19 protein-coding genes and 1 pseudogene are annotated in these 22,140 nt (G+C 70.2%); 7 read left to right on the forward strand and 13 right to left on the reverse strand.

Going from position 1 to position 22,140, the window contains the following annotated elements:
• Nucleotides 1–9 precede the first annotated feature (9 nt).
• The 3 genes from ACZ7OO_RS02335 to ACZ7OO_RS02345 form a co-directional block, all read right to left on the reverse strand.
• Complete coding sequence (locus tag ACZ7OO_RS02335) at nt 10–1,098, reverse strand: glutamate--cysteine ligase (RefSeq protein WP_471500651.1); 1,089 nt, start codon at nt 1,096–1,098, stop codon at nt 10–12.
• 165 nt (nt 1,099–1,263) lie between these two features.
• Nucleotides 1,264–1,482 (reverse strand): hypothetical protein, encoded by a 219-nt coding sequence (locus ACZ7OO_RS02340; RefSeq protein ID WP_471500653.1) that lies wholly within the window; start codon nt 1,480–1,482, stop codon nt 1,264–1,266.
• Complete coding sequence (locus ACZ7OO_RS02345; RefSeq protein ID WP_471500655.1) at nt 1,479–2,285, reverse strand: COG4280 domain-containing protein; 807 nt, start codon at nt 2,283–2,285, stop codon at nt 1,479–1,481. The genes ACZ7OO_RS02340 and ACZ7OO_RS02345 overlap by 4 nt, the downstream gene beginning before the upstream one ends.
• 110 nt (nt 2,286–2,395) lie before the next feature.
• Here ACZ7OO_RS02345 and ACZ7OO_RS02350 point away from each other — a divergent pair, with 110 nt between their 5' ends.
• On the forward strand, nt 2,396–2,674 hold the full coding sequence (locus ACZ7OO_RS02350) for a zinc-binding dehydrogenase (protein WP_471500657.1): 279 nt from the start codon (nt 2,396–2,398) through the stop codon (nt 2,672–2,674).
• A 12-nt stretch (nt 2,675–2,686) separates the two neighbouring features.
• Here ACZ7OO_RS02350 and ACZ7OO_RS02355 read toward each other — a convergent pair whose 3' ends face one another.
• The 4 genes from ACZ7OO_RS02355 to ACZ7OO_RS02370 are packed head-to-tail and all read right to left on the reverse strand — an operon-like array spanning nt 2,687 to nt 7,495.
• Entirely contained in the window at nt 2,687–3,832 is a 1,146-nt protein-coding gene (locus ACZ7OO_RS02355; RefSeq protein WP_471500659.1) for a hypothetical protein, read from the reverse strand.
• 58 nt (nt 3,833–3,890) lie between these two features.
• Entirely contained in the window at nt 3,891–4,826 is a 936-nt protein-coding gene (locus ACZ7OO_RS02360) for an N-acetylneuraminate synthase family protein (protein ID WP_471500661.1), read from the reverse strand.
• Between the two features lie 15 nt (nt 4,827–4,841).
• Entirely contained in the window at nt 4,842–6,092 is a 1,251-nt protein-coding gene (locus ACZ7OO_RS02365; RefSeq protein ID WP_471500663.1) for a cytidylyltransferase domain-containing protein, read from the reverse strand.
• 56 nt (nt 6,093–6,148) lie between these two features.
• Nucleotides 6,149–7,495, reverse strand: a complete 1,347-nt coding sequence (locus ACZ7OO_RS02370; protein ID WP_471500665.1) for a DUF6716 putative glycosyltransferase — start codon at nt 7,493–7,495, stop codon at nt 6,149–6,151.
• A 198-nt stretch (nt 7,496–7,693) separates the two neighbouring features.
• Between ACZ7OO_RS02370 and ACZ7OO_RS02375 the strand changes: the two genes are divergently transcribed.
• Nucleotides 7,694–8,671 carry a glycosyltransferase family 2 protein gene (locus ACZ7OO_RS02375; protein WP_471500667.1) on the forward strand — a complete coding sequence of 326 codons (978 nt, stop codon included), beginning with the start codon at nt 7,694–7,696 and terminating at the stop codon, nt 8,669–8,671.
• The gene (locus ACZ7OO_RS02380) at nt 8,668–10,002 is read left to right on the forward strand and encodes a polysialyltransferase family glycosyltransferase (RefSeq protein WP_471500669.1); all 1,335 of its coding nucleotides are present in this window, start codon (nt 8,668–8,670) and stop codon (nt 10,000–10,002) included. The genes ACZ7OO_RS02375 and ACZ7OO_RS02380 overlap by 4 nt, the downstream gene beginning before the upstream one ends.
• Before the next feature lie 156 nt (nt 10,003–10,158).
• Here the strand turns inward: ACZ7OO_RS02380 and ACZ7OO_RS02385 are convergent, their stop codons facing one another.
• Both ACZ7OO_RS02385 and ACZ7OO_RS02390 read right to left on the reverse strand, forming a co-directional pair.
• Complete coding sequence (locus ACZ7OO_RS02385; protein ID WP_471500671.1) at nt 10,159–12,477, reverse strand: glycosyltransferase; 2,319 nt, start codon at nt 12,475–12,477, stop codon at nt 10,159–10,161.
• Nucleotides 12,474–13,934, reverse strand: coding sequence for a glycosyltransferase family 29 protein (locus ACZ7OO_RS02390; protein ID WP_471500673.1), 1,461 nt, complete (start codon nt 13,932–13,934; stop codon nt 12,474–12,476). Before ACZ7OO_RS02390 ends, ACZ7OO_RS02385 begins: the two co-directional genes overlap by 4 nt.
• 262 nt (nt 13,935–14,196) lie before the next feature.
• Between ACZ7OO_RS02390 and ACZ7OO_RS02395 the strand changes: the two genes are divergently transcribed.
• From ACZ7OO_RS02395 to ACZ7OO_RS02405, 3 genes and pseudogenes are all read left to right on the forward strand, one after another.
• Nucleotides 14,197–15,306 (forward strand): acyltransferase family protein, encoded by a 1,110-nt coding sequence (locus ACZ7OO_RS02395; protein ID WP_471500675.1) that lies wholly within the window; start codon nt 14,197–14,199, stop codon nt 15,304–15,306.
• 172 nt (nt 15,307–15,478) lie between these two features.
• A complete protein-coding gene (locus ACZ7OO_RS02400) occupies nt 15,479–16,384 on the forward strand; it encodes a class I SAM-dependent methyltransferase (RefSeq protein ID WP_471500677.1) in 906 nt (301 codons plus the stop codon).
• Between the two features lie 30 nt (nt 16,385–16,414).
• Nucleotides 16,415–16,582, forward strand: a pseudogene (locus ACZ7OO_RS02405) (pentachlorophenol monooxygenase); the annotation flags it as partial.
• Nucleotides 16,583–16,598: 16 nt separating this feature from the next.
• On the opposite strand, the gene leuE reads toward ACZ7OO_RS02405, so the two are convergent.
• Nucleotides 16,599–17,252, reverse strand: a complete 654-nt coding sequence (leuE, locus tag ACZ7OO_RS02410; RefSeq protein WP_471500679.1) for a leucine efflux protein LeuE — start codon at nt 17,250–17,252, stop codon at nt 16,599–16,601.
• Between the two features lie 45 nt (nt 17,253–17,297).
• Nucleotides 17,298–18,878 carry an acyl-CoA mutase large subunit family protein gene (locus ACZ7OO_RS02415; RefSeq protein WP_471500681.1) on the reverse strand — a complete coding sequence of 527 codons (1,581 nt, stop codon included), beginning with the start codon at nt 18,876–18,878 and terminating at the stop codon, nt 17,298–17,300.
• Nucleotides 18,879–18,975: 97 nt separating this feature from the next.
• Here ACZ7OO_RS02415 and ACZ7OO_RS02420 point away from each other — a divergent pair, with 97 nt between their 5' ends.
• A complete protein-coding gene (locus tag ACZ7OO_RS02420) occupies nt 18,976–19,854 on the forward strand; it encodes a L,D-transpeptidase family protein (protein ID WP_471500683.1) in 879 nt (292 codons plus the stop codon).
• Nucleotides 19,855–20,071: 217 nt separating this feature from the next.
• On the opposite strand, the gene ACZ7OO_RS02425 is transcribed toward ACZ7OO_RS02420, so the two are convergent.
• Nucleotides 20,072–21,109 carry a hypothetical protein gene (locus ACZ7OO_RS02425; protein ID WP_471500685.1) on the reverse strand — a complete coding sequence of 346 codons (1,038 nt, stop codon included), beginning with the start codon at nt 21,107–21,109 and terminating at the stop codon, nt 20,072–20,074.
• Nucleotides 21,109–21,774, reverse strand: coding sequence for an RNA polymerase sigma factor (locus ACZ7OO_RS02430; RefSeq protein WP_471500687.1), 666 nt, complete (start codon nt 21,772–21,774; stop codon nt 21,109–21,111). Before ACZ7OO_RS02430 ends, ACZ7OO_RS02425 begins: the two co-directional genes overlap by 1 nt.
• Nucleotides 21,775–22,140 lie beyond the last annotated feature (366 nt).

A 22,140-nucleotide genomic window follows, 5' to 3' on the forward strand; every position in this document is an offset into this window, starting at 1 on the left:
CCGGGGACGTCAGGCCTGGGTGCGGCGCACACACTCGGTGACGACGTCCCGCAGGCTCCCGGTCTCCTCCATCAGCCGCCGCTGCTCGTCGGCACCGTTGCCGTCCCGCAGCAGCCGCTGAACAGCCTCTTCCACCATCGCCAGGTCACCGCTGTCCACGAGGGCGTCCCGGGTGTGCGCCAGCAGCGCGCCCAGGACCGCCTCCGCCGCCCGGGGCCGCAGGGTGACGGGATCGAGCAGCTCCCCGCCGAGCCCCGACCGGGCGGCCCGCCAGCCGGCCAGCCGCGCCAGCCCCACCCCGTGGTCGACGGGTTCCTGTCCGGCCCGCCACTCGCGCGCGGCGGTCTCCACCAGAGCACGCGCGAGCGCGGCCACGAGGACGGCGGTCTCGGCGCGCAGACACACGTCGGCGACCCGGATCTCGACGGTCGGATAGCGCCGGGCGAGCCGGGCGTCGAAGTAGACCATCCCCTCGTCCAGGATGACGCCGGTGGCCACCATGTCCGCGACCAGCCGGTGATACCGCGCGGGTGACCGGAACACCTCCACCGGACCGGCGGACGGCCAGCGCGCCCACACCTGGCGGCGATAACTGGCGTACCCGGTGTCGCTGCCCTGCCAGAAGGGGGAGTTGGCGCTGAGAGCGACGAGCACGGGCAGCCAGGGCAGCACCCGGTCCAGAACGCCCACGCCCTCTTCGTCGGACTCCACGGCCACATGCACGTGGCACCCGCAGACCAGTTGCTCACGAGTGGCGATCCCGTACTGCTCGGCCATCCACTGGTAGCGCCCGTTCACGCTGACGGAGGGGCTGACCGGCAGCGGGGAGGTGGCGAGCGCGGCAACGGTACAGCCGAGCTCCCCGGCAAGCCGGGCGGCCTCCTTCCGGCAGCGCACGATCTCCTCGCCCAGGTCCGCCATCTCCGACTGCGGCTGGGTGGCGAACTCCAGCATCTGCCCGTAGAGCTCCTTCTCGAACACGTCCTGCCACGGAGCGGTCAGCGCGGCCCGGGCCAGCACCGCGGCCGCCGAGGCCTTGGGCTCCCCCGTGTCCGGGTCGACGAGCAGAAGCTCCTCCTCCACTCCGACGGTACGCACGCGAACCCGCCCTCCATCCACACCGCCACCGAACGCGGATTCTCCGCACCCCCCGACTTCCCAGCCCGGCCGAGGGGACACCCTCCGGCAGCCGACGGACATGAGCCGTCCCGCCCCGGCTCCAGCCCGCACGATGTGCCGAAGAGCGCCCTCACCCCGGTCCTGTCACGACCTGTGGGATCGGACGTCGATCACCAGGCTGATCGAGAAGGCCGCCAGTACGAGAAGGCCGCCCAGGACGGTCAGTACGGCGTCCCCGAACAGCCCCAGGGAGAGCGTCACCGCCAGGATCGCCAGCGCCAGGAGGACCGCCACGGGGATCTTCCAGTCGTCGCCGACGATGAAGTCGTACCAGAAACGTGCGAAGGCCTTCAGCAGGTTCATGGGGTCTTCTCCTCGACGGTGTCGGCGGTGGCGGGGTGTGTCGAGGTCGGACGCGAGGACCTTGTGAGGGCCCTCACCCACAGCCTGCTCAGCAGGAACCAGCCGGCCAGGAGGACCAGGATCGAGAGGTCCTGGCCCGGCCAGTGAAGGCTTGCCCCGTCGGCGCGGAAGAGGCCGATGCCCTCGACGGCCCAGAAGGTGCCGAAGGAGGCCAGGAGCAGGCCCACCCCGTACTTGAGCAGGTTCTCGTCGATCATCGAGAGCGGACGACGCACGGCGAAGGCGATGCCGAGGACGGTGACGACCGCGCCGGCGGCACCGAGGCCCGCGGCGGGCACGTTGTGGGCGTTCAGCCCGAACGTGATCACGATGAAGACGACCTCCATACCCTCCAGCAGGACGCCCTTGAAGCAGACCATGAAGGCGAACATGTCGAGTCGGCCGACGCTGTTCCCGGCGGCCTTCGCCGCCTCGGTCTCCTCGCGGTAGATCGCGTCCTCGTCGTGCGTGGCCTTGCGGCCCGACGCCCGAAGGATCGCCTTCCGCAGCCACTGCAGTCCGAACGTCAGCAGCAGGCCGCCGATCACCAGCTGGAGCGCCGCTTCGGGGAACCAGCGGCCGAGCGCGTACCCGGCGATCGACGTGAGTACCGCGAGCACCGCCAGGGCGGCGGCCACTCCGACAAGGGCCGAGCGCCAGCCGCGAGTGAATCCCATGGCCATGACGATGGTGCTCGCCTCGACCATCTCTACGAAGCAGGCCACGAACGACGCCGCGACGAGCCCCCAGGTTGCCGCATCCACGGAACACCTCCCTGTTGCGAGAGGGCAGGCTCAGATACCCCGATCGAGGCTAATTGCATGCAACGTAACGTGCGGATAAGCATGCGCCGAGGCGAACCCGGAAAACGGCGATGCTTGCCTTCTTCTTACCCAGGTCCAGCCAGGCCGGCTCGCGGCCCGACGCGGCTCATGGCGGTGACGAAGGGGTACGGCAGCGGCTGCGGCCGATCCTCCCGGCGGTCCCGGACGGGCCGACGCACCAGGATCTCCTCGCCGTGACCGCGCTCGACGAGGCCGGGCAGCTCGCACCCACGGTCGACCGCACCTGTCCGCCGGCCGACGCCGCCGAGGGCGGGCGCCATGTGGAGCGGGGCCACGCCCGCGGAAAGGCCGTGATCACTGTGCGGTGAGCGAACCGCCGCCTAAGCCGGGCTCGTCACCGCCGCCAGCCGGTGTACGTCCTTCGCCGTGCCCGTGACGCCCGACAGGAACCCCTGCGCGCGAGGTGACGCGTTCGCCGTCAGCCAGGCTGGGTCGATGTCGCAGACCGCGACGCGGACGCCCGTGCCGACCAGGGCAAGGGGAAGCGTGTGGACTACCGTCGACGGGAAGCTCAGGATCGTACTGCCGATCGGGCCGCGGCGGGCGATCAGCTCCAGCGGGAGATCCGGGCGGACTATCTCCAGTCCCGTCTCGGCCGCGAGCCGGCGCAGTTTCTCGGTGCTCTCCCGGCGGTGCGCGAAGTAGCGCGTGGCGCCGTGTGCCTTGGCCAGGGACTGGACGGCCGCCAGGTAACGGTCGCCGTCCACGACGCCCGTCTCCACCAGCGACGTACCGACCATGTCGGCGCCCTTGGTGATGCGCGGCGGGCCGAAGCGGGCACGGGTCCAGCCGAAGTCGTTCGCGGTGACCTTCACTCCCGCCGGGGTCTCCGTCATCGGCATGGAGGAGAAGACCTCCACCCGGCGGCGGTCACTGGGGGTGAGGCGGCGACGGGCGGAGGACGCGACAGGGGCGAACAGCAGATCCCTCGCCCCCGGGCGGCCGCCCTTGCGGTGCCAGCGGACCAGGCGTTCGCCGCTCGCCAGTTGGGAGACGAACTCCATCGTCGCCGTGCCGTCGTCGACGATGACCAGGTCACGGGCGCGGGTGATCGTCAGCAGAAGCTGTACGTAGCGGGAGAAAGGATCCCCCATCACGATCCGGTCGGCCCGGCGGAGGGAACCCGCCAGGCCGCCGATCGTCTGGAAGGGGGCGGTGGTGCCGCCCCGTGCCTCCTCCCAGCGGACCCGGTAGCCCGCGTCACGGGCCAGGTCCGCCATACGGCGCAGCTGGCCCCGGGTCATGGGGTCCGTCGGGGACAGGACGACGATCGTGAGTTCCGCGCCGGGTGCCGCCGCCGATATGGCGGCCGATGCGCGGCGGGCCTGTGAGGGCACCGTCGGCACCGGCTCCACCGCCCCGCGCAGGGCGTGGACATGCGCCCACTCCAGCACGTTCAGCAGTTGCACCGGACTCTCGACGAACGCGAGTGTGTGGGGGCCGGTGTTACCGGCGCGGGGGCTCATCGACGTACGACCGTCCCGTCGTCGTGACAACAGAAGTAACTTCAGAACCTCAGGGGTGTCAGACCTGGACCGGCTCGCCGGCGGCCGCGGCGATCTCCGCCTCGGCGACGACACCGGCGACACGGCGCAGCTTCTTCATCGGGCCGAGCTCGGAGTCGTAGACCTTCTTGACGCCGTCGCCCAGGGAGGCCTCGATGGTGCGGATGTCGCGGACGAGGCGGACGAGGCCCTGCGGCTCGACGGAGGCGGCCTGGTCGGAGCCCCACATCGCGCGGTCCAGGGTGATGTGACGCTCGACGAAGGTGGCGCCCAGGGCGACCGCGGCGAGGGTGGTCTGCAGGCCCGTCTCGTGACCGGAGTAGCCGATCGGGACGTTCGGGAACTCCTTCTCCAGCGTGTTGATCACGCGGAGGTTCAGCTCCTCGGCCTTCGCCGGGTAGGTCGAGGTGGCGTGGCACATGAGGATGTTGTCCGAGCCGAGGACCTCGACCGCGTGGCGGATCTGCTTCGGCGTCGACATGCCGGTGGAGAGGATGACCGAGCGGCCGGTGGCGCGCAGCGCCTTCAGCAGTTCGTCGTCGGTGAGGGACGCGGAGGCGACCTTGTGGGCGGGGACGTCGAACTTCTCCAGGAAGGCGATGGCCTCGGTGTCCCACGGGGAGGCGAACCAGTCGATGTTCTTGCTCTTGCAGTACTCGTCGATCTGACGGTACTCGTCCTCACCGAACTCCACGCGGTGGCGGTAGTCGATGTAGGTCATGCGGCCCCAGGGGGTGTCACGCTCGATGTCCCACTGGTCGCGCGGGGTGCAGATCTCCGGGGTGCGCTTCTGGAACTTGACGGCGTCACAGCCGGCCTCGGCGGCGACGTCGATCAGCTTGAAGGCGTTCTCCAGCTCACCGTTGTGGTTGATGCCGATCTCGCCGCAGATGTAGACGGGCTTGCCGGGGCCGACCTCACGGGAACCGAACGTGCGCAGGCGGGAGTTGCTCATGACTGTGGGGTGTCCTTACTTCGGGAGGGAATCGAGAGAGGGGCCGAGGATCCAGCTGGCGATCTCTCGGATCGCGCCGTCGCCACCGGGGACGGTGGTGACCGCGCGTGCGGCGCCGCGTACGACGTCGTGGGCGCTCGCGACCGCCACGGGCCAGCCCACGAGGGCGAAGCACGGGAGGTCATTGACGTCGTTTCCGACGTAGAGCACGCGCTCGGGAGCGATGCCCTGCTCCTCGCACCACTGCTTGAGGGCGAGGTCCTTGCGGTCGACGCCGTGCAGGACCGGGATCTGGAGTTTCCGGGCCCGAGCGGCGACGACCGTGTTCTGCTCCGTGGAGAGGATCAGCATCTTGAGCCCGCTCTTTCGCAGGGCGGCGATGCCGAGTCCGTCGCCGCGGTGCACGGAGACGAACTCCTTTCCATCGGCGTCGATCAGCACCCGGTCGTCGGTCTGGGTGCCGTCGAAGTCCAGTACGACCGCGTCGATGTCGTCGGCGGTCGGCAGCGAACCGGGGCGGTCCGCGTCGAAGAGGGGGGCCAGTGCGCGGGCGCGGGCCAGGTCGTGCGGGTCGTCGATCTCCAGGACGCGGGCCGGGTCGGTGCGCACCAGCTCGGTGTGGCCGAAGAAGCGGTGCTGGTGCTCGCGGAAGCCGTCGGCGCGCATCGCGTAGGCGGCGCCGGTCTCCAGGAAGTCCTGGGGGCGGTCCTGGCGGCGGGGGCGGAAGGACTTGTCGTGGTTGACGCCGAAGCCGCCGCTCGCCGAGGCCGCGCCGACGCCGGCCGGCACCGGGGCGTCCACCTCGTCGCGCCAGACGAAGCCGTGGAAGGGGGCCACGGTGAGGGCCGTGTCGGCGCCGTTCTCGACGACCGCGCCGGCCACCCCGTCGAGGTCCTCGCGGATGATGAACGGGCTGGTGCACTGCACGAGCAGCACCACGTCGACCGGGGCGCCGTGCAGGGCCTCGTGGGCGTCCATGGCGTGCAGGACGGCGGCCTCGGAGGTGGCGGTGTCGCCGGCGATGGCGGCGGGGCGCAGCACGACCTCGGCGCCGGCGGACCGGGCGGCCGCGGCGATCGCCTGGTCGTCCGTCGAGACGACGACGTCGGTCACCAGGCGGGAGGCGCGGCACTCGCGCACCGCGCGGGCGACCAGCGGGACGCCGCCGACCGGGAGGAGGTTCTTCGCGGGCACGCCCTTGGAGCCGCCGCGCGCGGGGATCACGGCGAGTACCCGGGGTACGACGGCCGTTTCGGGGTGGGACATCGGCTCTGTTCCTTCGGATGCGTGGAGCTGGGCTCCTTGGCGCGGGATCCGGTCGCTCACAGCTCTCCCATTCGTCGGATCACGGGGGCCACCCGCTGGACGCCGTGGCGGTAGGCGCCGCGTGCGGCCCGTCGCACGATCTGGCGGACGGGGCCCGGGGCCTTGTCGGCGGCCGGTGCGCCGGGCAGCGGCACGCCGTCGGGGCCGAGGTGGTGGCGGGCCAGGATGCCGGGCAGATAACCGGGCGCGGTCTCGGGTGTGTAGTACGGGTTCAGGGGCGGCAGACCGCCGGGCCGGCCGAGCAGCTTGGCGATCCGCTCACGTCCCGCGTCGAACGCGGTGGCGTACGTGCCGTCGGCGGCGACGCCCTGCCGCGAGACCCACTCGGCGTCGGGCACCGGGCGGTGTCCGGCGTCGAGCTGGTCCCAGGAGGCGAGGCAGCCGGAGCCGACGAAGTGGTGGTTGCCGAGCATCTCGCGGACACCGAGGTCGGTGAGGACCACGGTGGGGATCCGGCGGTGCAGGGCTTCCAGAGCGGCCGTCGAGCTGACGGTGACCAGGAGGTCCGTGCGGTCGAGTACCTCGCCCATGTGTCCGTACACCAGGCGGAAGTTGGCGGGCACGTCCTTGCCCTGGACCAGCTTCTGGTACGGCAGTTCCTCGATGTGGGTGGTGTGCTCGCCGGGCTTGGAGCGCAGCTTGAGCAGCACCTCCCGCTCGGGGTGCTGACGGGCGTGCTGGATGAGGCGGTTGAGCAGGTAGGTGCGGTCCTTGCGGCTCTCGGGGACCGAGGGCTGGGCCGCGAACACCACGGTGTACGGGTCGTGTTCGCCCTCGTAGGGCGCCCCGCCGAGGAACGGCAGCGCGACCTCGGTCACCGCGGAGGAGTCGGCGCCGACCCCGTCGTACACGGCCCGGAACCGGTCCGCGTCCTGGCGGGAGTTGGCGAGGACCAGGTCCGCACCGTGCCGCAGCAGCAGGCCGTCGGCGAGCTTCTCGTAGACGACGCCGACATAGCCGGTGACGACGACGGGCCGCTTCTCGCGGCCGGCCCAGGCACTGCGCAGCCCGTGCAGCATCGCCTGCACCCCGCCGCCGACGAGGGAGAGCACGAGGATGTCGTACGACTCCGTGCCCTCGGGGCCCTCGGGGTCGGCTTCCATGGCACGCAGGAACTCGACGGCCGTCACTTCGCGGAGCGAGTCCGCGTGGACGCCGACTTCCTGGAGCTGGCGGGCGGTGGGGGTGGCACGGCCACGCAGAAGGTAACCGTCGAGCCGGACGTCCGAATTGTCGCTTTCGTTGGGAATCAGGCGCTTCGCGGTGAGCGCCCCCCACTTCCACCGAGTATCGGAATCCGCCAGGACGGCCACCCGCAGGGACTTCGTTGCACTTGCTGGCACACCCAAGACGCTAGGAAGGCATTCCGAGGATCTCCCGAACCCGAATCCAACAGAAGGTTAACAACACATCGCCGAATGGCGAATCAGCCCGGGATAAGCCCCGGAGAAGGCCTGGTTCATAGCTTCGCCACATGCCGTTCACCTGATGTCAAGGCGACGGTCAAGACGGATGACGGGCGCCCATCTAACGTCCTGCACGTGGTCAAGCTCTCCGTCATCGTGCCGTTCTACAACGTGCAGCAATACGCGCCCGACACCCTGAGGAGCCTGCGTGCGAACGCGCGTGAGGACTTCGAATTCATTCTCGTCGACGACTGCTCGACCGACGGGACGCCAGAGATTCTCGCGCGAGCCGAGCGCGAGCTGCCAGGCGCGGTCCACGTCAGACACGAGCTGAACGGAGGGCTGGCCACCGCGCGCAACACCGGTATCGACAAAGCACGCGGCGAGTACGTCACCTTCCTGGACGGCGACGACTGGCTCGCGCCCGGCTACTACCCGGACCTCGTGGACGCAATCGAGTCGCTGGGCTGCGACTTCGTCCGCACCGACCATGTGCAGTGCACCGCGCGCGCCCGGATCGTGCACCGGGTGCCGGTCGGCCGCCGCAACACCGTGATGAACCCGCGGGACGCGATCCTGCCCGCCGACCGGTCCACCTCCGTCGACTACGCGTACGCGTGGGCGGGTGTCTACCACCGCCGTCTGGTGGACAAGGGGCTCATCCACTTCACGGACGGGCTGCGCACTGCCGAGGACCGGCCGTGGATCTGGAAGCTGCACCGGGAGGCCGAATCCTTCGCGGCGGTGAACCTGCTCGGCGTCTTCTACCGGCGTGGCGTAGCCTCGTCACTCACGCAGATCGGAGATGTCCGTCAGCTCGATTTCATTCGCGCGTTCGACCAGGTGATCGAGGAGACCGCACAGGACGCGGACGCGAAGGAACTCCTGCCGAAGGCCGTCCGTACCTACTGCGCCATCATTTCCCATCACCTGGGATCCATCGAAAGGTTCGAGCCCGCGGTGGCGAAGAAGCTGAAATCCATGAGTGCCGCCGCACTGCGGCGCATGCCGCAGGACGTGCTGGCCGAGGCCCTGGACTCCATGGACCTCCAGCGCGCCACCAAGCTGCGCCGGCTGCGCCGCCGTCCCGCTCCCGCGGGGGCCGCCGCGTGACCACCCAGATCTTCCAGGCGTCCACCCTTTACGGCACGGCCACCCTCGCCGCCGCACTGGACTCCGGCGCCTTCCGCCCGGCCGACCGGCGCATCCTGCTGGTCTGCAACAACGCGGCGACCCCGGAGACCACCCCGGGCCTGGACGAGGCGCCCGGCTTCGAGCGGCTGCGCGAGCGCTTCGACGACGTGATCTCGTACAACGAGACGATCTTCCCGTTCCACCCCGGCGGCTGGGCCCCGCGCCTGGAGGACCTCCCCCTGTGGGAACGCTTCATGCGCCACGAGTGGCGGCTCGGCGACGACGACGTCGAGTTCGCCGTCGAGTCCATCCAGGTCAACCCCTCGCTCAGCCTCACCCAGATGTTCACCGGCGCCCCGGTCACGGTCTACGCCGACGGCCTGATGAGCTACGGCCCGACCCGCAACAAGATCGACCCGCTGATCGGCACCCGGGTGGACCGGGTCCTCCACCTCGACCTGGTGCCGGGCCTCAAGCCCATGCTGCTCACCGAGTTCGGCGTCCCGGGCGAGGTCGTGCCGACCGCGGCCTTCACCAAGGTGCTGGCCGAACTGGCGCCCAGTGGCGACGCGTTGCCGCAGATCGAGGAACCGGCCATGCTGCTCGGCCAGTACCTCTCCGCGCTCGGCATCCTCTCCCCCGAGCAGGAGGAGGATCTGCACGTCCGGATGTTGAAGGGCGCCGTCGAACTCGGCCACACCAAGGTCGTGTTCAAGCCGCACCCCTCCGCCCCGGCCCGCTTCGCGCGGACCCTGGAGCAGGAGGCCGAGAAGCTCGAGGTCGACCTCACCGTCCTGGACACCACGGTCCTCGCCGAGGTGCTGTACCAGAAGATGCGCCCGGCGCTGGTCGTCGGCTGCTTCTCCACCGCGCTGCTCACCGCGTCCGCGCTGTACGGCCTGCCGACCGCCCGGATCGGCACGGACACGCTCCTCGACAAGCTCACCCCGTACGAGAACAGCAACCGCGTCCCGGTCACCGTCGTCGACGCGCTGCTGCCCTCGCTCACCGACCTCAAGGCCGTGGAGGAGCAGCGCGCGCTGCTGACCGTCGCGGAACTCGGCGAGCTGATCCGCGCGGTGGGCTTCGCGATGCAGCCGAAGATCTACCCGCAGCTGCGCCAGGAGACCGAGCGCTATCTCACCAGACATCTCAACGACACGATCATCCGCTACTTCAAGCGCAAGCGCCTGACCTCGCTCGCGCTGCCCGGCGGAGTGCCGGCCCAGCTGGGCTTCCTGCCGCGCAACCCGACCGTCCGCCGGATGGCCCGCAAGGCGCGCAACCTGCGCCGGGGCGTCCGCCGCTAGGCGCTCCGCTGGAAGCGGCGCGCCATGCCGTCGTTCGTCTGCGGCGCCGTTGTGGCTGTCGCGCCCACGCGGCGGTAGCCGCACATCCCATACAGCCCCGCGCCCCTTTGGGGCGCTGTCGAGGGGCGGGTCCGGATCGGGCCCGCCCCTTCGGCGTCACCGGCCGAGGATCTGCTTGATCCGGGCCGCGTTCTCCTGGGTGACCTTCCACAGCTGCTGCTGCCGGTCGTGCACATCGGCGACCGTACGGCTGTGGTTGTCGAGGATGTCGATCGCGCGCTCGGTGAGGATCTCGCCGAGGTCGCGCTCGTGGACCGAGACACCCCACTCGGGCCGCTCGATGTCGTTGAGGAAGTACGCCATCTTCGGGTGCGAGATGAGGGAGATGATGGGCGTACCGACACCGAACGGGATCATGCCGGCGTGCCCGCGCATGCCGATGACCAGGCGGGTCTTGGCGTACGTCTCACGGATCTCGTCGTTGGAGAAGTCGTACATCGGGATCACCGGCAGCGAGATGCCGTGCTCGCGGCGCAGGTCGAAGGCGATCTTCTCGTCGTCCAACGAGTGGGCGACGCACTTGACCTCGGTGTGCTCGCCGATCTTGCGGACGGCCTTGGCCATCTCGGCGAGGAAGTGGGCGTAGTCGTGGCCGAAGCGCAGCCCCGCGCGGTCGTAGGCCGCGTTGAGCATGACCGTGTCCTCGCGGTACAGCGGGTCGCTCCAGCCGGCCACCAGCTGGCGCATGACCGTGGTCGGGCAGGGCTGGAAGACGACCTTGTCCTGGAGCTCCGGCGGGAGCATCCCGCGGACCTTGGCGATGGAGCCGTGGTTGCGCAGGCCGAAGAAGCTGGACTTCTCGACCAGCAGCCGCAGGCTCTCGTTGAACCGGGTCGCGCGGTAGGACTGGCCGTCGAAGGCGTTGAAGCCGACCGCGTAGACCATGATCGGGACGTCGATGGCGCGCAGGTGCTCGTCCGGGACGTTCCACTGCCAGGCGCTGTTGCCGTTGGGCATGGTGTCCGGGATGAACAGACCGCCGCCGCCGATGACCAGACCCCGGCGGGCATTGACCCGCTCCAGGGCGGCCTGGTCGAAGTACCGGTGGGCGTGCACGGAGTGCCAGCGCCGGGAGGTGGTGTCCGGGCCGAAGCCCAGCCGGACGGTCTCCGGGAGCAGCTTGTCGCCCGCGTTGCCCTGCCGGTCCATGTAGAACGCGACGTGCGCCAGCTGGTCCTCGGCGCTGCCCTGCTCCTGGGAGGGGACGGCGGCCGCGCGCTGGGCCCACAGGCGGCTGGGGCGGTGGGTGGGGTCGACGGTGAGGCCGGCGGTGGCATACCGCAGGGCCTCGGTGTTGTCGCCGAGCACCCAGGCCATCTGGGCCAGCCGGGCGAAGGCGGTCGCGGCCCGGTTGGGGCCGGCGGTGGCGAGCAGCAGCTGGGTCTTGGCCTCGTCGTAGCGGGAGACGCTCATCAGGGCGTGGCCGAGCACCTCGTGCGGCCAGGCCTCGTCCAGCGGGATGCGGACGCTGGTGAGGACGTCGACGGCGTCCTGGTAGTCGCCGGCCGCGATGTGCGCGGCGGCCACCTTGCGGGCGATCTCCACGTCACCGGTGCGCTTGACGTGCGGGGCGCCGAAGTGGACGACCAGGTCGTGGTGGAGGCCGCCGGAGGAGGCGAAGTAGGCCGCGTGGAAGTCGGCGTCGGTCATCTCGAACTCGCGCCAGCGGTCCTCGGCCTGCGCGTAGCCGGACTCGCCGCCCTGCCAGGGCTTGTGGCGCCCGGTGAAGTGCAGGATCTTCGTGTCCTCGGGGACCGGGAGGTCGCCGGAGAGCCGCCGCTTGACGAAGTTGTACTTGGCGTCGAGGCGGACGAAGTCGCCGTCCAGGACGGCGTTCAGGATGCCCTGGTCGTGCTTGTCCAGCTCGTAGTCGCCGCTGCGGCCGGTCTTGTCGATCTTCGCGCAGAACTCGTCGGACAGGTACTCCTTCTGGATCACCAGAAGACCGGAGTTCAGCTTGTGCTGCCCGTAGAAGAACTGCGGCACGGCCGCGAGGCCCTCGCGGAGTTCGAGGAGTTCGCCGAGACCACCGAGGACGACCATGTCGGTGTCCAGGGTGATGATCGTGTCGTAGTCGCGCAGCCGGAAGATGTCGAGGATGAAGTACGCCTTGCGGACCAGGTAGTTGTCCTGGTCGCCCTTGACGTACGAGTCGTAGTGCGTGTCGTTGACCCGCTGCAGCACGATGCGCGGGTGCAGGGCGCGGATCTTCGCGATGGAGGCCGGACGCAGGTCGTCGTAGAGCACGACGAAGTCCTCGCAGACGCCCGGGTTGGACAGGGCGAGGCTGCGCAGCAGGACCAGGAAGCCGGGGAGGTAGTTCTCGTCCACGTAGGACGCGAAGGCGATCCGGCGCTTCTTGGTGAGGGCGCTCGCGTTGGTGTTGGGTATCGCCGGGGTGAAGGTGGTCGTCATCGCAGGGAGATCCTCATGTCGGTCACGCTCTGGGCCCGCCGCATGACCCAATCCTTCTCGCTGGTGTATTCGTGCACGGAGGTGATGGCCAGCTTCATGGCCTCCTGCACGCGGTAGGCGCCACTCTCGTAGAAGTCGAACCCGATCAGGTCCAGGGTCGGACTGACGTCCAGGAAGTCGAGCAGCCACAGCATGTTGAACCCGGAGGTCGGGATGCCGGACCAGGTCTCGGCGCCGACCTGCCCGATGTTGCGCAGCGGCCAGCGCAGCGATTCGTCGCCGAGGAACTTCTGGGCGCCGGGCACCAGCTTGTTGCGCAGCGAGTGCTTCCAGTCGCCCGAGATGCCACCGAAGATCAGCCGGGTGGTCACCGGCTTCTCCCAGTTGAAGGCGTGCTTGTGGATGCTGACGTGGATGTCGGTGCGCTCGCCGGTGTGCTTCGGGTCGATCTTGTACGAGTTGAAGCGCACGACCAGGTCGTAGTCGTCGATCTCCTTGCCGATGCCACTGACGCCCACGCGGCCGGAGTTGGCGATCAGGCAGACGGACTTGCCGGCGATCTGGTTGCGGAACTCCCCGAGGGTTATCCACTGCACGCCGTCGATCGTCGGGTTGCCGACCGGGCCGCGCATCCGGGAGCGGCGCTGCTCGGCGTAGAGCGCGACGGCCTCGCTGAGACCGGCGTCACCGCCCTCGGCGAGGCGCAGGTCGAGGTACTGGCTGAGCAGCTCCTGCCGGTCGTTGACCGGCGCCTCGTCCGCGAAGAGGGCGAGCAGGGCGCCCACCAGGCGGGGCTCGGCGGCCTGCCAGTCGCCGATGGCGTGCAGGGCGAGACCCTCGGCCCAGGTGGCCGTGGCGACCTCGCGGACGTGGTCCGTGGCGGTGGGGACCTGACGCTTGAGGAGCTCCAGGAGTTCGCGCTCGCGTTCGGCGGCGTGGCGCATGCCGGAGATCCGGTTGGCGACGCCGAAACCGTCGTCCTTGGTGAGTTCGAGGTAGCGCTCGTAGGCCTCGACGGCCTCGTTCTCCTCGCCCAGACCCTCCAGGATGCGGGCGCGCAGCCGCCAGCCGGCGCGGGAGTTCTTGCGCTGGGCGAGCACGGTGTCGCTGATCACCAGGGCGAGGTTCAGCTCGTCGTTGTAACCGCACTCCAGAGCCTTGTTGGCAACCGCCAGCAGGGCGTCGAGCAGGTCGCTGTTGATCCCGCCCGCGGGGGTCGCGGCACCCTTGACGGCCCGCTTGAGCAAGGCGGTCGCGCCGCCGGCCGGGGCCGCTGCGGGGGCGGTGACCCCTTCCGTGGCGACCACCACCAGCAGCTTGCGCAGCTGCTCGGCGAGTTCGCTGCGCCGACGGTCGAGACTGCCGACGAGTTTGCCACTGTGCACGGCGCAGGCGTGCAGGCAGTCGTCCAGCTCCCCTCCGCGCGCAGGTGCCCGCCTGTTCTGGACCCTCGTCATAACTCTCCTGATTTTACCAAGCAAAGCTTGTGTAAACGCTGTGTGTGGTGGGTTGAACCGCGCCGGGGGGTTGGATGGAGAAACTAGAAAGCCAAAACGACTATATGGTTAACAAACCCCGACTTGTAAGAGAATGGTTAGGAGGTTTACCGGGCTCTTCCTATGATTCCCCCAGGTGACGGTATTGGGCTTCCCACGTCCCGGGGACCTGACGAACAGATCGGATGATTAACCGCCCGGTACCGGGTAGGCGTCTCTGACCATGTCTCTCGCGACCCCCACAAAAGAGCTCTCGCCTGCGAAGATCGCCGTCGTCCCGGCCTCACCCGGACGACCGCGCTCCCGACTTCTGGCCCTCGACGGACTGCGGCTCCTGGCCGCGCTGATGGTCTGCCTCTACCACTACACAGGGCGCGGCGGAGTCGTCTCCGCGTCCTGGCACCAGAACCCCGCCCATGTCTTCCCGACCCTGTCCCGGGCGGCCGTCTACGGCTGTCTCGGCGTCGAGTTCTTCTTCGTCATCAGCGGCTTCGTGATCTGCATGAGCAGCTGGGGCCGCTCCCTCGGCGACTTCTTCCGCTCCCGCGTCGCCCGCCTCTACCCCGCCTACTGGGTCGCCCTGGTGCTGGTCACCGGCGCGTCCCTGGTCCTGCCGGCCGTCGTCCACGCGGTCCGGCTCGACGAGTTCCTGGTCAACCTGACGATGCTGCAACAGCCGATGGGCGTACCCCGCGTCCTCGGCGTCTGCTGGACGCTCTGGGTGGAGGTGCGCTTCTACGCCCTGTTCGCGCTGCTCGTCGTCCTGCCCGGCGTCACCTACCGCAGGGTGGTGCTGTTCTGCTCGGTGTGGACCCTGGCCGCCGTGCTCAGCACCTCGGCCGGCGGCCCCTGGACCGAGCTGGTCGTCATGCCGCAGTACGCCCCGTACTTCATCGGCGGCCTGGCCCTCTACCTCGTCCACCGCTTCGGCAACCAGCTGCTGCCCTGGGGCATCGTGACGCTCTCCTGGATCCTCGGACTGCGCATGGCCACCGAGGGGTTGTGGCACGCCGGCTCACCCCGGAACCCGTACGTGGTGATGCTCGTCGTCACGCTGGCCTACGGCGCCGTGGCGGCGGTGGCGGCGGGCTGGACACGGCGGGCGGCCTGGCCCTGGCTGACCACGGCCGGGGCGCTGACATACCCCTTCTACCTGGTGCACGAGCACCTGGGCTGGTTCGTGATCCGGGTGCTGCACCGGGGCTGGGGGCTGCCGCCGTGGCCCACGCTGGCGGTGACGGTGCTCGCGATGCTCGGGCTCGCCTGGCTGATCCACCGCTTTGTGGAGACACCGTTCGGTCCGAGATTGAAAAGGGCCTTGAAAAACTCGTGATTCAACCCGAATTCATCTTTCGTTAACTTGGAAAGGTCTTGGCCCATCGTTCATCTCTCCGTTGATTTCGGAATCGAACGGCGGGAAGGCACCGTGGAGTCTGCCGGTACACAGCCACCGCGCAGAATTCCCACAGGCTGCCGATCGCGTATCGAGGGAGTGCCTCCTCCGCATGGCCACCACCCAGGAAACGACCCGACTGCCCCGCCGTCTCGACGACGTGCCCGGCTGGTTCCCCGTGCTCGACCAGGTGCTCTTCGACTGGTTCCTCGGCCGCCAGGAGGCCGTCGGCATGCGCGGCGACCTCCTGGAGGTCGGGGTGTACATGGGCAAGAGCGCGATCTTCACCGGCCGGCACCTGCGGCCCGGCGAGTCCTTCACGGTGTGCGACCTCTTCGAGGGCGACGCGCCCGACGACGCGAACCGGGCGGAGTCGACCAAGTCGTACAGCAAGCTGACCCGGCGCCTCTTCGAGGAGAACTACCTCGCCTTCCACGACGAGCTGCCCCGCGTGCTCCAGGGCCCCAGCTCCGTGGTTCCCGCCGAAGTGCCGCCCCGCAGCTGCCGGTTCGTGCACGTCGACGCTTCGCATCTGTACGAGCACGTGCACGGCGACATAGGAGCCGCCCACGACCTGCTGCTGCCGGACGGGATCGTGGTCCTCGACGACTTCCGCTCCGAGCACACGCCCGGGGTCTCCATAGCGACGTGGGAGGCGGTCCTCAACCGCGGACTGAGCCCTGTCTGCATCAGCACGCAGAAGCTGTACGGCACATGGGGCGACCCCGGGCCGGTGCAGGAGGAGCTGATCGAGATGGCGCGGGGGCGGACCGACTGTCATCTGAGCATGCAGGAGGCCGCGGGGCACCGGATCATACGGCTGAAGTCGAAGGGGATGGAGGCACCGGAGTTTCCGTTGTCCCGGTACGCGGATGTGCCGGACGCGCCGGAGGCGCCCGAACCGGCCCCTGCGCCTGCGGCGCCGGTGGTGGCGCCTCGGCGGAGCCGGGTGCGGCGGGTGGCTGTGGACCTGCTGCCGCCCGTGCTGACGCGGGCGCTTCGGAAGGCGATGCGGTAGGGCGGCGGGGCTGGTCGCGCCCGCGCTCCGGAGCCGGTGCACACCGTCCCGGACCGGGTGCGCCGGCTCCGGGCCCCGGAGTCCTACGGCCCGGGGGTGTTCCTCGTCCGCCCGGACGGCTGTGTGGGCTGGGCGGGGGACACGGTTCGGGGCTTGGCGGAGTACGCCCGGCGCCCCGGGGCCCGGAACGCGCTGTAAGGAGTGCGCGCGTCCCTCACGCGCTCGCCAGCGTCAGCTTCACCGCGAAGCCCAGGAACAGCGCCCCCGCCGCCGAGGTGGCCGTCGCCGCCAGGCGCTTGCGGCGACGGAAGGCGGCGGCCAGCTTGGTGCCGCCGAATATCAGGGCGGTCAGATACAGGAAGCTGGCCAGCTGGGCGAAGGCACCGAGGACGACGAAGGACAGCGCCGGGTAGGCGTACCCCGGGTCCACGAACTGCACGAAGAAGGCGACGAAGAACAGGATCGCCTTCGGGTTGAAGAGGCTGATCACCAGGGCACGGCGGTACGGCCGCTCCTGTGCCGGGGCGACGGCCGGTGCCGGCTGCGCCGCCGCCTTCTCCTTCCGCGTCCGCCACATCCCCCGGGCCGCCCGCAGCATGCCGAAGGCCAGCCAGGTCAGGTATCCGGCACCCGCGTACTTCACGATCCCGAACAGCACGGCGTTGGCCTGGAGCAGCGAGGCCACGCCGGCCGCGGACAGCGTCATCAGCACGGTGTCGCCGCACCACACGCCCGCGGCGGCCGTGTAACCGGTCCGTATGCCCTGCCGGGCGGCGACGGAGAGCACGTACAGGGAGTTTGGGCCGGGCAGCAGGACGATCAGGACGAGGCCTGCCAGATAGGTGGGGAGATCGATGACGCCGAACATGCGAGGAAGTCTCGCACGGGCGTCTGACAACGCAGGTGCCGCGGGTCAGAAGACGTCCGCCGGGACGTACACGCCCCACACCTCCCGCAGCGCGTCGCACACCTCCCCCACCGTCGCCCGAACCCTCAGGGCCGCCTTCATCGGGTGCAGGACGTTGTCGTCGCCCTCCGCGGCCTTCCTGAGGGCGGCCAGGGCCGAGTCGACGGCCGGCTGGTCCCGTTCGGCGCGCAGCCGCGCGAGCCGCTCCGCCTGCCGGGCCTCGATGGCCGGGTCCACACGGAGCGGCTCGTACGGCTCCTCCTCGTCGAGCCGGAAGCGGTTGACGCCGACCACCACCCGCTCCCCGGCGTCCGTCTCCTGCGCGATGCGGTAGGCGTTGCGTTCGATCTCGCCCTTCTGGAAACCGGCCTCGATCGCCGCCACCGCGCCGCCCAGTTCCTCGACCCTGCGCATCAGGTCGACGGCCGCTCCCTCCACGTCGTCGGTCATCCGCTCCACCGCGTAGGAACCGGCGAAGGGGTCCACCGTCGCCGTGACGTCGGTCTCGTGGGCCAGGACCTGCTGGGTGCGCAGGGCCAGCCGCGCGCTCTTGTCCGTCGGCAGGGCGATCGCCTCGTCGAAGGAGTTGGTGTGCAGCGACTGGGTGCCGCCGAGGACCGCGGCCAGGGCCTGGACGGCCACCCGGACCAGGTTCACCTCCGGCTGCTGGGCGGTCAGCTGGACGCCCGCCGTCTGGGTGTGGAAGCGGAGCATCAGCGACTTGGGGTTCCGTGCCCCGAACTCCTCCCGCATGACCCGCGCCCAGATCCGGCGCGCCGCACGAAACTTGGCGACCTCTTCCAGCAGCGTCGTACGGGCCACGAAGAAGAAGGACAGGCGGGGTGCGAAGTCGTCGACGTCCATACCGGCCGCGACCGCCGTGCGCACGTACTCGATGCCGTCGGCGAGCGTGAAGGCGATCTCCTGCGCGGGGGAGGCCCCGGCCTCGGCCATGTGGTAGCCGGAGATCGAGATCGTGTTCCACTTCGGCATCTCGGCCCGGCAGTACCGGAAGATGTCCGCGGTCAGACGCAGGGAGGGCTTGGGCGGGAAGATGTACGTTCCCCGCGCGATGTACTCCTTGAGGACGTCGTTCTGGATCGTGCCGTTCAGCCGGTCCGCGCTCACCCCCTGTTCCTCCGCCACCAGCTGGTACAGCAGCAACAGCACGGCCGCCGGCGCGTTGATCGTCATCGATGTCGACACCTGGTCCAGGGGGATGCCGTCGAACAGCACCCGCATGTCGTCGATCGAGTCGATCGCCACGCCCACCCTGCCGACCTCGCCGTGCGCCAGGGGGGCGTCGGAGTCATGGCCCATCTGGGTGGGCAGGTCGAAGGCGACGGACAGGCCCGTGGTGCCGTGGGCGATCAGCCGGCGGTAGCGGGCGTTGGACTCGGCCGCCGTGCCGAAGCCGGCGTACTGGCGCATGGTCCAGGGGCGGCCGGTGTACATCGTCGGGTAGACGCCCCTGGTGAAGGGGTACGCCCCCGGGTCGCCGAGCTTCTCGGCCGGGTCCCAGCCCGCGAGCGCCGCCGGGCCGTAGACCGGCTCGACGGGCAGCCCTGACTCCGACTCACGGACCATGGTGACCGCCCTCCGGGGTGCGTCAGTACGCCGATGCGTCTCTCTTCCCACCATGCCCCGTTGTTCGGCGGCGGTCACGCGGGGAAGCATCCTCGGCATGAAGGTCTCGGGGTATTCAGGGATCGTGGGGCGGCCCGCCGGCGCGCTCGCCTCGGCCGCCGTACTCGTGGCGCTCACCGCGCTCTGCGGCTGCACCGTGCGGCCGCCGGACGCCGCGGACGGCAAGGGAAACGACTCGCCCGTCCATGTCGATCTTCCGCACAGCCGGACACCCGGTCGCACACCCGACGACAAACCCGGCAGGACGCCTGCCCAGACCCGGTCCGTCGTCGAGACCACCCCGCCGCACATCGTCTTCACCCGCGGCGACTCCGGTACCGGCGTGCGTGAGCTGCAGGCCCGGCTGCGCCAGGCCGCCTGGCTGTTCGACGGGCCGACGGGGACGTACGACGACCTCACCGCGCAGGCCGTCAAAGGCTTCCAGGGCAAGCGCGGGCTGCCGCAGACGGGTGAGACCGACGCCGTGACCTGGCAGCGGCTGCTGAGGATGACGCGCGTACCGGGGAAGTGGGAGCTGTACCTGATGGGCGGTCAGCCGGCCGCCGCGCCCGACCCGCGGTGCCTGACCGGGCGGGTGCTGTGCATCAGCAAGACCAGCCGGACACTGCGCTGGATGATCGACGGGCGCACGGTGTCGACGATGTCGGTGCGGTTCGGCGCCCAGTACACCCCGACCCGTGAGGGCGTGTTCCAGATCTACTGGAAGTCACGCCACCATGTGTCGACGCTCTACCACTCCCCGATGCCGTACGCGATGTTCTTCAGCGGCGGCCAGGCGGTGCACTACTCGTACGACTTCGCGGCCCGGGGTTACGCGGGCGGCTCGCACGGCTGCGTCAACGTGCGGGACGAGGCGGCGGTCTCGGCTCTCTTCGCGCAGGTGCGCAACGGCGACAAGGTCGTCGTCTACTGGTGAGTGCCGGAAAGTGAGCGGGGCGCGGGCGGGACCGGGGGAACGTGTCCCGCCCGCGCCGATGCACGAGCCACGGGTACGGGGGGAACCCCGGCTCTGTGCGACGGCCGATGACCAGTCGGCTCACTCTGTACTGCGCCGCCGCCGCCGAAAACGTCACACTCTGCGGGAAGAAAATTGAGCGAGTTTCAAAACCGCAGGTCACAGCGGTGTGTAAAGGTCAAAGTGCGCTGTATGTGGGGTCGGGCGAGGTGGCGGGCTGGTTCGGCAGCAGGGGCGTGAAGGCCGTCGGGAGGGGTGAGGCCACACCGTCCTGGTGGTGGTCGTTGCCCCGGCCGCCGCCTCCGCGCCGGCCTGGCCGACCGTCGTCACCGCCCTGGCCGTTGTCGCCCTGGCCGTCGCCGCTGCCGCCCTGGCCGCCGTTCTGGCCGCCCTTGCCGTCGCCCTTGTCGTCGCCGGAGATGCCGGTCTTGTCGGCCGCGCCGGTGCCGAGGAGGACCTTGCAGAACTTGTCGACCCGTCCGGCGCCGCCCGCCAGGCCCTCCAGGGCACGCCTGCGCTCGGCGCCCAGGGACTTGCCGTCCTGGACGCCCCGGCAGTACGCCAGCGCACGGCTCCGCCCGTTCCCGGAGGTGCCGGCCGACCCGTTGCCCTGGTCCTTCGGTTTGCCGGACGGGCCGGGCGAGGGCTGTCCGGAGGCGTGGGAGGCGGCACCGGAGGAGGGTGCACCGGTCTCACCGCCGAGCAGGGACTCGGTCGAGGGCGAGCCCTGGGGGCGTGCGGGGGTGCCGGCGGGCGAGACGGAGGCTCCCGGTCCGGGGCGGTTGCCGTCGAACGGCGTCGGGAGCACCCCGGTGCCGGCGGCCACCGCGACCCCGCCGAGCATGCCGGCGGTCAGTGCGGCGGCGAGGGCGAACCGCGCGGGGCGGGTCCAGGCCGGGACACGGGGCGACGGGGGTCCGGCGTCGATGCGGAAGAGACCCGCGTCGCAGGCCCGTCCGAACCTGCCCGGCTGCCGTACCAGGGCGGTCCGCTCGTCCTCGGCGGATTCGCGCGCTTTGCGGAAGGCAGCCAGCGCGGCTTCCTCGCCGGGGAGTTCGGCAGCGGCCGGCACGGTGTGCACGGAGATCGCGCCGAGCGCCTTGGCGAGGCGTTCTGCCTGGTCACGGGCGGAGTCATCGACGGCTTCCAGCGACTCACCGCGCAGCAGACGTTCCGCCGTCACCCGGTCCAGCCACTTGTCCTGCTCGTCGGCCATCACATGTCCTTCTGCGTCCGCGAACGCGTACGCGTCACAGTGGCGGACGTCACCGCACGATCCTTCGGTTCTCGCTGGGGCGGGAGCGCGTCGAGCACGTCCCCCGCCTGCTCCGGGTCCGCGCCGAGCAGTTCCGCGAGTTTCTTCAGGCCTCGGTGGGCGGCCGTGCGGACGGCGCCGGCGCGTTTGCCGAGCGTCTCGGCGGCGGTCTTGGCGTCGAGGCCCATGACGACTCTGAGGACGACCGCCTCGGCCTGGTCCTGTGGCAGCCGGGCGATGAGAGAGAGGGTGGAGTCGGTGGTCAGCGCCTCGATGGCCTCGCCGGCGGTGTCCGACTCGGCGGCCCGGCCGGTCAGTTCCGTCTCGTCGCCGCCGATCGCGGGGCGCCGGCCGCGCATCCGTATGTGGTCGAGGGCGCGGTTGCGGGCGATTCGGGCGGCCCAGCCGCGGAACCGGTCCGCGTCGCCCTCGAACCGGTCGAGGTCGCGGGCTATCTGGAGCCAGGCCTCGGATGCGACGTCCTCGGCGTCCGGATCACCGACCAGCGTGCGGACGTATCCGAGCAGGCGGGGCTGCACCGCGCGATAGACGATGCGGAACGCGGTTTCGTCCCCGTCCTGTGCCGCACGTACCGCGGCGGTCAACTCCGCGTCGTCCCCCAGCACCCGATCCCTCTTTGCGCCTAATCCGGCGCCGCTCTCGCGGACGTGGTCCTCGCCGTCGTGGTTCCTCAATTGATGGTTGCGGCAATCGGGACGCAGATGGTTGCGGTGGTCATGCGTCCTCCGCGGCCCGGCGCGAAAGGCACGTTACGACCTGAAACCGCTCGCCGTCCACGTCCGTACAGAGTGCAACCGACTCGTGACGCCTGGGGTGTGACAGAAAACGCACTCATGGCGCTGAACAGAGTACGGGCCGCCGCGCGGTCCGTGCCGCGCGACGGCCGGGGCCTCTCCTGTGGGGGGTGGCGGCCCCGGCCGTTGCTTCGGTGTCAACGCGCCGACAGATTGCGGCAGTTGGCTTGCGGGCCC

This window comes from Streptomyces sp. NPDC111744 (assembly GCF_055634995.1).

Bases quoted from the DNA above. Each gene is read 5' to 3' on its own strand.
- ACZ7OO_RS02400 (WP_471500677.1), top strand. From the start codon at position 15,479: ATGGCCACCACCCAGGAAACGACCCGACTGCCCCGCCGTCTCGACGAC.
- ACZ7OO_RS02415 (WP_471500681.1), bottom strand. From the start codon at position 18,878: ATGGTCCGTGAGTCGGAGTCAGGGCTGCCCGTCGAGCCGGTCTACGGC.
- ACZ7OO_RS02390 (WP_471500673.1), bottom strand. From the start codon at position 13,934: ATGACGAGGGTCCAGAACAGGCGGGCACCTGCGCGCGGAGGGGAGCTG.
- ACZ7OO_RS02365 (WP_471500663.1), bottom strand. From the start codon at position 6,092: ATGTCCCACCCCGAAACGGCCGTCGTACCCCGGGTACTCGCCGTGATC.
- ACZ7OO_RS02420 (WP_471500683.1), top strand. From the start codon at position 18,976: ATGAAGGTCTCGGGGTATTCAGGGATCGTGGGGCGGCCCGCCGGCGCG.
- ACZ7OO_RS02385 (WP_471500671.1), bottom strand. From the start codon at position 12,477: ATGACGACCACCTTCACCCCGGCGATACCCAACACCAACGCGAGCGCC.
- leuE (WP_471500679.1), bottom strand. From the start codon at position 17,252: ATGTTCGGCGTCATCGATCTCCCCACCTATCTGGCAGGCCTCGTCCTG.
- ACZ7OO_RS02350 (WP_471500657.1), top strand. From the start codon at position 2,396: ATGCTTGCCTTCTTCTTACCCAGGTCCAGCCAGGCCGGCTCGCGGCCC.
- ACZ7OO_RS02360 (WP_471500661.1), bottom strand. From the start codon at position 4,826: ATGAGCAACTCCCGCCTGCGCACGTTCGGTTCCCGTGAGGTCGGCCCC.
- ACZ7OO_RS02425 (WP_471500685.1), bottom strand. From the start codon at position 21,109: ATGGCCGACGAGCAGGACAAGTGGCTGGACCGGGTGACGGCGGAACGT.
- ACZ7OO_RS02355 (WP_471500659.1), bottom strand. From the start codon at position 3,832: ATGAGCCCCCGCGCCGGTAACACCGGCCCCCACACACTCGCGTTCGTC.
- ACZ7OO_RS02340 (WP_471500653.1), bottom strand. From the start codon at position 1,482: ATGAACCTGCTGAAGGCCTTCGCACGTTTCTGGTACGACTTCATCGTC.
- ACZ7OO_RS02395 (WP_471500675.1), top strand. From the start codon at position 14,197: ATGTCTCTCGCGACCCCCACAAAAGAGCTCTCGCCTGCGAAGATCGCC.